Annotated in this window: 12 protein-coding genes; 7 read left to right on the plus strand and 5 right to left on the minus strand. The window is 64.0% G+C overall.

Annotated elements, in window-relative coordinates; translation table 11 throughout:
• Window positions 1–132: 132 nt before the first annotated feature.
• From ACTS2Z_RS12590 to ACTS2Z_RS12600, 3 genes are all read right to left on the minus strand, one after another.
• A complete protein-coding gene (locus tag ACTS2Z_RS12590) occupies window positions 133–2091 on the minus strand; it encodes a calcineurin-like phosphoesterase C-terminal domain-containing protein (protein ID WP_442573558.1) in 1959 nt (652 codons plus the stop codon).
• Window positions 2092–2231: 140 nt separating this feature from the next.
• On the minus strand, window positions 2232–4460 hold the full coding sequence (locus ACTS2Z_RS12595) for a M3 family metallopeptidase (protein ID WP_442573559.1): 2229 nt from the start codon (window positions 4458–4460) through the stop codon (window positions 2232–2234).
• 225 nt (window positions 4461–4685) lie between these two features.
• Window positions 4686–4898 carry a cold-shock protein gene (locus tag ACTS2Z_RS12600; RefSeq protein ID WP_442573560.1) on the minus strand — a complete coding sequence of 71 codons (213 nt, stop codon included), beginning with the start codon at window positions 4896–4898 and terminating at the stop codon, window positions 4686–4688.
• A gap of 277 nt (window positions 4899–5175) precedes the next feature.
• Between ACTS2Z_RS12600 and ACTS2Z_RS12605 the strand changes: the two genes are divergently transcribed.
• Window positions 5176–5475 carry a hypothetical protein gene (locus ACTS2Z_RS12605; RefSeq protein ID WP_442573561.1) on the plus strand — a complete coding sequence of 100 codons (300 nt, stop codon included), beginning with the start codon at window positions 5176–5178 and terminating at the stop codon, window positions 5473–5475.
• On the opposite strand, the gene ACTS2Z_RS12610 is transcribed toward ACTS2Z_RS12605, so the two are convergent.
• Window positions 5472–5801, minus strand: a complete 330-nt coding sequence (locus ACTS2Z_RS12610; protein WP_442573562.1) for an ArsR/SmtB family transcription factor — start codon at window positions 5799–5801, stop codon at window positions 5472–5474. The two genes, ACTS2Z_RS12605 and ACTS2Z_RS12610, sit on opposite strands and share 4 nt — an antisense overlap.
• A 69-nt stretch (window positions 5802–5870) precedes the next feature.
• On the opposite strand from ACTS2Z_RS12610, the gene ACTS2Z_RS12615 reads away from it, so the two are divergent.
• Window positions 5871–6320 (plus strand): SRPBCC domain-containing protein, encoded by a 450-nt coding sequence (locus ACTS2Z_RS12615; RefSeq protein ID WP_442573569.1) that lies wholly within the window; start codon window positions 5871–5873, stop codon window positions 6318–6320.
• 7 nt (window positions 6321–6327) lie between these two features.
• On the opposite strand, the gene ACTS2Z_RS12620 is transcribed toward ACTS2Z_RS12615, so the two are convergent.
• A complete protein-coding gene (locus ACTS2Z_RS12620) occupies window positions 6328–7092 on the minus strand; it encodes a LytTR family DNA-binding domain-containing protein (RefSeq protein ID WP_442573563.1) in 765 nt (254 codons plus the stop codon).
• A 184-nt stretch (window positions 7093–7276) separates the two neighbouring features.
• Here ACTS2Z_RS12620 and ACTS2Z_RS12625 point away from each other — a divergent pair, with 184 nt between their 5' ends.
• From ACTS2Z_RS12625 to ACTS2Z_RS12645, 5 genes are all read left to right on the plus strand, one after another.
• A complete protein-coding gene (locus tag ACTS2Z_RS12625) occupies window positions 7277–7780 on the plus strand; it encodes a DUF2141 domain-containing protein (RefSeq protein ID WP_442573564.1) in 504 nt (167 codons plus the stop codon).
• Window positions 7780–8169, plus strand: coding sequence for a DUF2306 domain-containing protein (locus ACTS2Z_RS12630; protein WP_442573565.1), 390 nt, complete (start codon window positions 7780–7782; stop codon window positions 8167–8169). The genes ACTS2Z_RS12625 and ACTS2Z_RS12630 overlap by 1 nt, the downstream gene beginning before the upstream one ends.
• A 107-nt stretch (window positions 8170–8276) precedes the next feature.
• Window positions 8277–9470, plus strand: coding sequence for an alkaline phosphatase D family protein (locus ACTS2Z_RS12635; protein WP_442573566.1), 1194 nt, complete (start codon window positions 8277–8279; stop codon window positions 9468–9470).
• Between the two features lie 66 nt (window positions 9471–9536).
• Window positions 9537–10082 carry a hypothetical protein gene (locus tag ACTS2Z_RS12640; protein WP_442573567.1) on the plus strand — a complete coding sequence of 182 codons (546 nt, stop codon included), beginning with the start codon at window positions 9537–9539 and terminating at the stop codon, window positions 10080–10082.
• 93 nt (window positions 10083–10175) lie between these two features.
• Window positions 10176–11338, plus strand: a 1163-nt coding sequence (locus tag ACTS2Z_RS12645; protein WP_442573568.1) for an MFS transporter, incomplete at its 3' end; no start/stop codon positions are given.

The raw sequence follows: 11338 nt of genomic DNA on the forward strand, positions 1-11338 counted from the left end.
CCGGGCCTCGGCTTTGGCGAGCGCGGCGACACCCATATCCGGCTTGCGCTGGTCAAGAACGAGCAGCGCATCCGTCAGGCAGCGCGCAGCCTGAAAGCCTATTTCCAGCCGTGAGATGTCAGGCAGGGGCGGTCAGTTGTCCGTCCTCGCCTCCCATACATCGCTGCGGAAGAGGGCCGGCGGGCGCTCGCCACGAACCTCGAACACCACGAAATCGGTGTACTGGCGTCCGTGCCGGTCGGTGCTTGTCACGTTGAGGCGGTGAACCCCGTCGGGCAGGTCGGCGGGAAGCCGCGCCGTCCAAAGATGCATGTTGGTCTCCGCCAGAACACTTTGCGGCTGGGGCGCCCCCTGATAGGGCGTGCCACGCCCCGTCTCGAAGCCTCTGCTGCGTTCATATCCCGACCGGCTTTCCAGCGCATAGCGCCCGATGCTCGCCTGACGGCGCACGGCGAACGGATCGGCGTACATCGCGCCGAAAAGGGCGGCTTCGCCCGCGCCTTCCTGGGTGCGGGTGAGGGCGAACACCTCGCCGTCATTGATGCGCGCCTCGACCACTGTCTCTGCGGCACCGTTCCAGACATTGACGGTGAGGAAAGTGCCTTCCGCAAGGTCTTGCCGGGTCAGGATACGGGTATCGGCAAGATCGTTGATAGAGACAGGCGGGATGGCGTCGCGGGTTGCGCGAGGCTCTGCGCGCCAGGCGTTGAGGGCGCCGAACCATTGGCGGAAGGCGGGTGTGTTGAAATCCACCCATTGTCCGCGATGGGCACCGAGGCGCGAGCCGACATAGTGTTCGGTGTACCCTGCGCCCTCGAAGTCGATCATCAGCACGCCCTTGGGCGCACCCATGCGCTGCAGGGACTGGGCATCGCCATCGACGTTGAAATCGCCTTGCCACCAGCTGCCTGCAGCAGCGCCGGCAATGATATGGCGGAAAGGCAATGGCCCGACACCGACAGCTTCCTGCCACCCCTCGAAGTGCTGGCCCGGCGAATGGTTCTCAAGCGAGTGCTTGTGGCCGGAGACCGAAAGCGCCTGCCGTCCATCCAGCAGCGCGTGAATCGCGGCTGCGTTATCGGTCTGGTGAACCGGGCTGGCGGAATCAATGAAGCTGACCAGCGGCGCATGGTGGGCAATCACGATCAGCCGGTCCTGCGGAATGCGGCGCAGCAGGTTTTCCAGCCATTCCATCTGCATGTTGCTGACGCGGGCGTTATAGCGGGCCGTCTCGCTTGTCGTGCAGTACTCGCGCCCTGGCACGCCTTCGTCCTCGCCGCCACAAGGATAGTAAATATTGTTGAGAACGATGAAGGTTACTTCGCCGGTCTCGAAGGCGTAGTAGGCCGGGCCAAACAGGCGCCGCCAGGTATCGGTGGAATCGGCCGGAACGGTGGCATCGAGGTCAATATCGTGGTTGCCAGGCAACGCCCATTGCGGCACGCCTGCGCTGGCGCCGACCTCGAAAAGGCGGTCCAGAAGTTCAAGATCATCACCGACAACGTCGCCCAGATAGAGCATGCAGTCATTGCCGGAGAGATCGCTGGCGACGAGATCGGCGATCGCGCTGTCACGGAACTGGCTGATCTCGAAATTGGAATAGGTCTGGCTGTCGCCAATGATGGCGCAGGTGAAGGCGTCCCCGTTTTCTGCGCGCTGCAGGGGGAAGTTCACCCATTCCGGCGCCGGACCGGTAGGGGCAAGACCGCCATAGCGCAATTGCTGCGAGGAACCCGCCGGTTTATGGGTGTAGGAAAATTGCGGGACGAAACGCTCGTCAACCGGGACGCGCCAGCCTGAAGGCTGGATGACGAAAAGGTCCATGTCCTCGCGCACGGGCAGGGAGTAGGCACCTGTACGGCCGGTTGCGGTCACCTCAAGCCCGTTGGAGACGAGAACCCCTTCAACGCCGGGCTCGCCGGTCTGGCGTATGCCGTCGCCATTGAGATCCTCGAATACGAGACCGTTTATGACGCTGCCCGACAGGCCACGGACCACCTCCGGCTCTGCGATCCAGCCTTGCGCAAGGCTCGCTGCAGGCGTTGCAAAAAGTGCCAGCAGGCTGACGCAAACACGAAACTTCGAGGTCATGGCCAGTGTCTCCAGATATCGGGCGGGCTGAACGTCCTTAGCGTGCGGTCTTGTCAGTTCGATGACGCGGGATGGAAACGAAAAGGGCGCGCCCCGTAAAGGAGCGCGCCCTGATCAGTCAGCGTTCGGCAAGGCCGCCTCTAGCCTTCAACCTCGGTAAGGAGACCGCGATTGCGCAGGAGCGGCTCGACAGAGGGTTCGCGGCCACGGAAGCCGGTATACATCTCCATCGCCGGGCGGGTATTGCCACCCGAAAGCACGTCGTAGAAGCGCTGTGCGGTTTCCGGATCAAAGATGTCGCCCGCTTCCTCGAAGGCGGCAAAGCCGTCATTGTCGAGGACGCCAGCCCACAGATAGCTGTAATAGCCGGCTGCGTAGCCTTCACCGGAGAAGCTATGCAGGAAGTGCGCCGAGCGGTGACGCATCGGGATCTGGCGCAGGTTCTGGCGGCTTTCGAGCACTTCGGCCTCGAAGGCCTCGACATCAAGCTCGGCCGGATTCTCCTCCAGGTGGAAGGCCATGTCGACAAAGCCGGAATTGAGGAATTCGACGTTTTCAAAGCCGGCATTGAAGGTAGAGGCCGCAAGCACGCGCTCGAGCAGTTCCACCGGCATCGGCTCGCCCGTCTCGTAGTGCGTGGCGAAACGCTCGAGGATTTCGGGCTGTTGCAGCCAGTGCTCGAGGATCTGGGCCGGGAACTCGACGAAGTCGCGGTCGACCGCCGTGCCCGCGAGGGACGGATACTCGGTGTTGGACAGAAGCCCGTGCAGGCCGTGGCCGAACTCGTGGAAGAGCGTGGTCGCGTCGGTGAACGAGATCAGCGCCGGTTCACCGTCAGCCGGCTTGTTGTAGTTGCAGTTATTGAGGATGAGCGGGATGTCGCCGTTCACGCCGTCCTGGACGCGGAAGGAGCTCATCCACGCGCCCGAGCGCTTGCCCTGACGGGCGAAATAGTCGCCGTAGAACAGGGCCATCACTTCGCCCTCGGCGTTGTGAACCTCCCAGACGCGCACATCGGGGTGATAGACCGGGATGTCGTTGCGCTCGTGGAAGGTGATGCCGAACAGGCGTTCGGCGGTGTAGAACATCGCATCGATCATGTTGTCGAGTTCGAGATACTCGGCAACTTCGGCCTGATTGATGTCATAGCGTTCTTCACGCACGCGCTGGGTGTAATAGCGCCAGTCCCAGCCCTCGGCCTGATAATCACCGCCTGAAGCATCGATCATGGCCTGGATGTCGGCAAGCTCTTCCAGAGCGCGCTGACGGGCCGGCCACCAGACCTGTTCCATCAGGTCGATGGCAGCTTCCGGCGTCTGGGCCATGGTGCCGGCAGTGCGGTAATGTGCCCAGCTGTCAAAGCCGAGCATTTGCGCCTGCTCCTGACGCAGGACCAGAATGTCGCGGATATTCTGGTTGTTGTTGAATTCGTTGTCATTGTTGCCGCGATTGTAGAAGCCGCGCCAGGCCTGTTCGCGCAGTTCGCGGTCCGGCGAGGTCTCGAGGAACGGCTCCACGCTGGAGCGGTCCAGCGTGATGATAGCGCCGTTCATGCCCCGGGCGCTGGCGGCAGCACGCGCTGCGCTGGCCATCGATGCGGGCAGGTTTTCCAGAGCGCTTTCCGGCAGCTCCATGTACCAGCTCTCGCGATCACCGAGCTCGTTCTGCGAGAAATTGGTGTAGAGCGTCGCCAGCTCGGTGCGGATTTCGGCGTAGCGGGCGCGTTCCTCCTCGCTCAGCTGGGCGCCGGCGCGGACGAAATTGTCGTAGCTCACTTCCACAAGACGCGCCTGCTGGGGCGAAAGTCCCAGATCGTCGCGGTTCTGGTAGAGCGTCTCGATGCGCGCAAACAGGTCTGCGTTGAGCGTGATCGAGGCGCTGTGGGCGGCCAGCAACGGGCTGACTTCACGCTGGATGGCGCGCAGCTCGTCATTGGAGGCGGAGCTGGTCAGATTGCCGAACACGGCAGAGACGCGGCTGAGGCCCGAACCGGCGAGCTCCATCGCCAGCATGGTGTTTTCAAAGGTCGGCTCTTCCGGGTTGTTCGCAATGGCGGCAATCTCGGCAGAATGGTCGGCCATGGCAGCCTGGAAGGCCGGGAGGAAGTGCTCCTCGCTGATGCGGTCAAGCGGGGGCGCCCCGAAATTCTCGGTCCATTCCTCGCCAAACGGGTTGCCCGACAGCGCGGCCAGCGCGCCGCCTTCAGCGGCGGGTTGCGCCGTGGCGTCAGAAGCGGCGCCAGCGTCTTGCGCGGTTTCGCTCATCTCGCCCGCGCCGTTCTCTTCCGGAGCCGGGGCTGCAGGTTGCTGTTCGCAGGCGGCCAGTACCAGTGCTGCAGCCGCAGCGCCGTACATCAGACGGTCAATCATGTCCTCACCCTTGGGTTGGTTTGTGGTTTTGGTTACGGGAAATTGGTCCGCATCCTAGCGTTCTGCGCAAACAATTAAAGGCGGTGTCGCTGTTCGCGCACGAAGCTGTGAAGATGAAATACTATAACACTCGTGCTCCGGATACAAAAAAGGCGCGCAAGGGGTGCCTCGCGCGCCTTTCCTGTTTCGGACGGCCGGCCCGGTCATGCCGGGCGGGCCTGCCGGCTAGTCGGCCAGTTGCAGGTCGACAGCCTTCGGGCCCTTGCCACGGGTGTCCGGCTCGGTCTGGAAGGACACGCGCTGGCCGTCGCTGAGGCCGGTGAGGCCCGCAGCCTGAACAGCGGTGATGTGCACGAACACGTCCTTGCCGCCATCATCCGGGGTGATGAAGCCGAAGCCTTTGGTGGTATTGAAGAATTTGACAGTACCGGTCGTCATTTTCGGGGTAACCTTTCCCGTAGTGCTGCGCCGCGTCCGGCGCAAGAGTTCAGTCGCGTCCGGCGTCCCGGTCGCGGCGAACGGACTTGCAATGCGGGGAAGGCTGAAGGGGTAGGCGTGTTCTCACGCGAGGTCTTCCAGTATTCCGCCGGGCCGAAACGGCCGCCCGTGCAGCCCTGTTATGCCTGAAAACAGGCGGGTCTACAAGACAATGCCGATGCGCCGGGCGATACACCCGCCGATTGCATGACTGCCGTGTGCTGCTAGTTTCGCGCTCATGAGCCGGCGACCTTTCCTGTCACGAACCCGCCGGGCCGGTGCAGCCCGTGCCCGCCAGCGCGCCAGCGGTGATCCCGGCGGCATGATGCGCCTGGCGGTGCTGGTGGCGCTAATCCTGGTTGCCCTTGCTGTGGCAGCCGGATTTCGCGGCGAGGAGACGGCGCGTGCAGCGGGCTCGCTTCTGGCCCGCCTGGGTCCGTTGGCAGAGCCGCTGGTCTTTGGCGCGTCCTTGCTGGAGCTGGCAGCCGTTCTGGCCGTCATCGCGGTGTGCGCCCTGATCCTCTGGCGCCAGCGCTAGCTGTCCTGTTCAAGATCCGCTTTCAGCCGCCCGAGCACGCTGACCGCGTGCTGCGCGTAAGGCCCGATCCAGCGCTCCTGCATCTCGCGGATTGGCAGCGGATCGAGATGGTTCCAGCGCTCACGCCCCTTTCGCTGGACAATTACCAGCCCGGCCTGTTCCAGCACCTTGAGGTGTTGCATGACGGTGCACCGGTCGAGCGTTGAAAAGCGTTCGCACAACGCGCCCGTAGTCTGCGGGTCGTCCTTCAGGCAATCCAGCATTTCGCGCCGGATCTGTGAGGCCAGTGCCTTGAAAACGCGATCCATTTTGTCTGAACTTGACATGTTATATTTTTATAACATGATTTGACGCCTTAAAGGCAAGCTCAAAAACAGGACAGGTGCAGCATGGATATGGAGCTGAAATTCCGGGTTGCGGCGCGCATTGCGCGGCCGGTGGCGGAGGTTTTCGACGCAGTGGTCAACCCGGATACCCTGTCGCGCTATTTCACGACCGGAGGCGCGCAAGGCCGGATGGAAACCGGCGCCGTGGTTCAATGGTCATTTCACGAGTTTCCGGGCAGCTTCCCGGTAAATGTGGTTGAGGTCGTCGCGAACGAGCGCATCGTCTTCGATTGGGACGCCGATGAGCCTGACGCGCCTTACAAGACGCGGGTGACGATGGAGTTCGAGGCGCTGGAGGACGGCCGCACTCTTGTCTCGATCCGCGAAGAAGGCTGGCGCCAGACGCCGGACGGCCTGAAAGCCTCCTACGGCAATTGCGGCGGATGGATGCAGATGCTGTGCGCGCTGAAAGCCTGGACAGAACATGGCGTCAATCTGCGCGAGGGCATGTTCAAATAGACGGCAGCTAGAACCAGCCCGCCTCACGCAAGGCGGGGTAGTAGCTCCGGCTGACCGGCACCTCGCTGCCATCGTCCAGTATCAGCGTGCCCCGGCCATCGCCCTTGCGAGCGTCTGTGACCGCGCTGCGCGCCACCCACCATGACCGGTGCACCTGTGCCCCGTCGAGACCGGCGCAGGCCACAACGGCGTCCGACAGGCGCATCAGGATCAGGGCTTCGCCTGCCTCGGTGCGGACCCGCAGGTAATGGTCTTCAGCGCTCAAGGAGATGAGGCGCGCCTGACGCAGGCGGTGGGGCAATTTGTCGGTCAGGGCCGATGCGGCGGTGACGGGCGCAGCGCCCGGCGCCGCGTCAGCGGCGTCACGCAGCCGGCTGATATGTTCGCCAAGCCAGGCCAGACCCGACCCGAAGGCACAAATGACCAGCACGAAGAACCAGACGATGGGCAGGCCTGCCCAGACCAGCTGGCCCACTATCATCGCATTGATCGTGAAGACCACCGCCGTCACAGGTACGGAGATGCAGAAGGCGGCAACCACGTGGTGAGCCCAGAGCGGCCATTCGGGAAACAGGCGCTCCGATAGCGGGCCTGCTGTCCAGCCGACCGCAGAGCCGAGCGCCATCAGCCCGACCCAGTAGACCCAGACCAGCGGCCAGCCCAGCTCGCCGGTATTATAGGGGCCCAGGATCGCGAGGAAGGTGCCAAGCCCCGCGACCCAGCCAAAGCGGCCTGCCCATTCGCGCACCGCGCTGCGCATTGTCTGCGTCACGTCAGCAATCCCCGTCCTGTCACTCGCGAAGCGTGAATGACAGGCATAGCGCCATTCACGAACAGGTCCAGTCAATCAGCGAAACCGCGCTGGAACCGGCCGGCTGGCGGTGTGATGGCTCGTGTCCAGCGGGGCGATGCCCTGCGCCGGTTCAACGACACGCACAAAAAGGGAAATCCTGATCATGCTGCACGGTTTCAAACACACGCTTGCCGGCTTTGCCGGTTCCATCGCCCTGGCGGGCACGATTGTCCTTCCGGTCACGGCGAGCCTTGGCAGTTTTGCTCCCGCTTCGGCGCAGGTGGCCGAGGAGGCTGCGACCGTCCGCTTCGAACTGACCGGTTTTGACGGTCAGCGCGGGCTGGTCTCCATCGCCCTTTATGCCGATGGCGAAACCTGGCTGGGTGATGGCGCTGTTGCGTCCGCCAGCGTGCCGGTTGATGGCGCGAGCGTCACGGTCGTGTTCGAGGGTCTCGCCCCCGGCCAGTACGCGGCGGTTGCCTATCACGACGTCAATGGCAATGACGATCTGGATACGGGCATGATGGGCATTCCGTCCGAACCGCTTGGCTATAGCGAAGGTGCTCGCGGCCGGTTCGGTCCGGCCCGCTTCAACGATGCCGCGTTCACCCTCGGAGCGGGCGAGGATCGCACCGCCCGCATCCGTCTTTCGGGGGCGATGGGCTGATGAATATCGAGGCATTCTTCGAGGCGCCCTGGCATATCCAGCTGCATGCCGGTTCAGCCATTGCGGCGCTTTTCCTCGGCGCGGTCCAGCTGATCGCGCCCAAGGGGACCGTACCGCACCGCCAGCTCGGTTATATCTGGGTGCTGTTGATGGTGATCACGGCAACCACAGCGATCTTCATCCAGTCGATGGGGCATTTCAGCTGGATCCACATCTTCGTGCCGCTGACCTTCATCTTCATTGCGGTGCTGATCCTGGAGGCCCGCAAAGGGCTTGTCGCAAAGCACCGCAACACGGTTCTGGGTACCTATCTGGGCGCCCTGCTCATCCCGGGGCTGTTCAGCTTCATCCCCGGCCGGCTGATGCACACGGTTGCCTTCGGCGGCTAGGCCTCTAGCGGCGGAGAGAGCGTCATTGACCTGTCGCGTGAAGCGCCTACACCTCCGTGATGCGGTTGATGGGAACCGCAAACGGTTTCTGATCCCGGGAGGTTTCCATGCTTCGCGTCGCCAGTCTCTCCGCTGCTGCTCTCGCCGTTCTGATTGCGTGTGAAACACCGGCCGCCGACACCGGACCAGCCCCGCGAACGCTGGCTGCCGCCGAGGCGGTACAAGCACCGCAAACGGCCCTCGAAGCTCTGGCGCCCTACTATGCGCAGCTGGACTATGACGCGCCCATCGCGACGCCGATGGTGCCCTTGCCCGCGAGGGACGCGGTTCTGAACTCCATTGCATTCGGGTCCTGCAATACGGCCGAGCGCGAAATCCCGATCCTGTCCGCCATCGCCGCCGAAGACCATGACCTCTTCATGTATATCGGCGACAATGTTTATGGCGATGCCTATTCCTACGATGCGAGCCTGCCAGAGCTGCGTGAGGCCTATCACCAGCTTGCTGCGCGCCCCGAATTCCAGGCCCTGCGCGCCCGTTTTCCGATGGTGGCGACGTGGGATGATCACGACTACGGCATGAACGACATGGGCGCGGACTTTGCCTTCAAGGGCTTTGCCGAAACCCTGTTTCTCGATTTCTGGGGCGCGTCAGAGGACGATGTGCGCCGGACCCGCGAAGGGATTTACGACGCCCATGTGTTCGGCCCCGAAGGCCAGCGGGTGCAGGTCATCCTGCTGGATACCCGCTTTTTCCGGTCCGGCCTGACGCCGACTCCGGAACGCGGCGCGGTGGGCATGGAGCGCTATATCCCCAGCGATGATCCGGAGCAGACCATGCTGGGCGCAGCCCAGTGGGAATGGCTGGAAGAGCAGCTGCGCCAGCCCGCCGATGTTCGCCTGCTCGTGTCCTCCATCCAGGTTCACGCTGACGGTCATGGCTGGGAAGCCTGGCGGACCATGCCGCTTGAGCGCGACCGCCTCTACAATCTGATAGACGAGACCGGAGCTGGCGGTTTGGTGCTGGTGTCCGGTGACCGTCACGCATCGGGGCTCTATGTGCGCGATGATGTGGCCGGCTATCCGCTCTACGAGATCACCTCTTCGGCCCTCAACATGAGCTATCGCGACGAAAACAACGAGCCGGGCCCTCACCGGATCGGCGATATGTATGCGCCGGTGAATTACGGCGTTATCGATCTCGACTGGGAGGGCGGGGAGATTGCCCTCCAGATCAAGGACGAAACCGGCAATGTGGTGCGGGAGCAACGCATCAGCCTGTCAGAAATCGGTGCGCGCTGAACGGTCTTGCGCCCGCTTGTCAGCATGACACTATAAGGGCTTGCGGGCTGACTGGGGGGTTAAGCCGTGACGTCGCAGGAGCGTTTCCGGACCTTTTATGCCGATGCGGGTGAGGCCGCAGGACCGGGCGCCCATCCCATGGATTCCTGGTGCCCGCCCTGTCCGCCGCCCCGGCGCCATGGCAGCACTCCTATTGATGCCGTTGTCGGTCTGACCGTTCGCCTTGGCCTGGCTGCGGCCCTGTGGAGCTGGGCAAGGGCGAATGCGCTTCCCGTCACTGACTGGAGCCAGTTGAGCAACTGGTTCCAGCCCGAACCAGGCCTCGCGGCAGCGGCTTCGGTCTGGTTCAGCGGGCTTGCCGACCCTCAGGCTGCCGCCTTCCAGCTTGTCCTCTGGGGCACGCTTCTGCCTGTTCTCATGGCGGCAGGTGTGCTGACCCGGCTTACAGGTCTTGCGGTATTGCTCGGCGCGCTCGTCTTCGTGCTGGCGATTGCCCCGCAGGGGTGGAGTTTCGGCTTCATTGCCGGGGCGCTCGGTCTCTATCTCGCCTTGCGCGGTGCCGGGCCGCTTTCCGTGGACTGGGCAGCGGCGCGCCTGACGCGCATCGCCTGAACCTGCCGGCTGGTGCCGGCGATGCCTGTCTGCGCCCGTGGCCTTGAACCGGCCTTCGCCCCGTGATGTTCTGCGGGCAAGCGTTTCGCCCCCGTGTTCCACCTGTCGACCGGCCCGCCAATCATGCTGATTTACCGCAATGTCGCCACGGTGCTGGGCGGCGCCTTCCTTTTGCAGACGGCTGTCGGCGTGCTGGGCGTCTCCATGCCGCTCGCCATGCTGGCGCAAGGGTGGAGCGGCACGCTGATCGGTCTCGTTGCAGCCTCCTATGGCGCCGGCTTCATGCTGGGCGCGTGGCTGTCGCCTTCTGCCATCCGGGCGATTGGCCATATCCGTGCCTATGCCGCCTTTGCAGGGCTTTCGGCGGCGCTGACCCTGATGCTGGCGCTGGACTCCCACATGCTGTGGTGGCTGCTGGCCCGCTTCGGGTTCGGCATCTGCACGGCGGGCATCTTCGCGGTCGCCGAAAGCTGGATTGCCGATGCGACGCCCTCCCAGCGGCGCGGCGCGGTGATCTCCGCCTATCAGATCATAGGCCGGGCGGGCCTCATCTTCGGACCCTTCCTGATCGCGCTTCCCGGCATCGAGTTGACGGAAAGCTTCATCATTGCAGGCATGTTCCTCGCGCTGGCGCTTGTGCCGGTGACGATGACCCAGCGTTCGCAGCCTGCCATTCCCGATGGCACACGCGCGCCGCCCTGGCGCCTTTTCACGATTGCCCCGACCGCAGCTCTGGCCGCGTTCACCGCCGGGGTCGTCAACACCGGGCTTCTGGCCTTCATTCCCATCTGGGGCGAGGCGCTGGACCCGGCTGCAGCCGCAGGCGGAGCGGCCCTTGTCATGGCTGTGATCTACGGGGCGTCCATGGTCGTGCAATGGCCCGTGGGGCGTGTTTCCGACCGGCTGGACCGGCGCATCGTGATCGCGATCGCAGCCTTTCTGGGCGCCGTCTTCGCCGCCCTGCTCGCGGTCTTCGTCAATCCGGGCCTTGTCTATGGCGCGATCCTCGCGGGGGCCTGGGGCTCGGCGAGCCTGTGCTATTACGGCGTGGCGGTAGCTCATGCGGCGGACCGCTCGACGGTTGAAGAATTGCCCGCCATTGCCTCGGGCGTGCTGATGCTGTGGGCCGCCGGGTCCATGATCGGGCCGGTGCTGGCCGGCCTGGCTTATGAAAGCCCGCTGGGAAGCCGGGGGCTCTTCCTCATTGGCATGGCGGGAAATCTCGTCCTGTGCGGCGTGTCGCTCTGGCGTGCCCG

The organism is Glycocaulis sp., from assembly GCF_052168375.1.
In the GTDB taxonomy this organism is placed as follows: Bacteria; Pseudomonadota; Alphaproteobacteria; order Caulobacterales; family Maricaulaceae; genus Glycocaulis.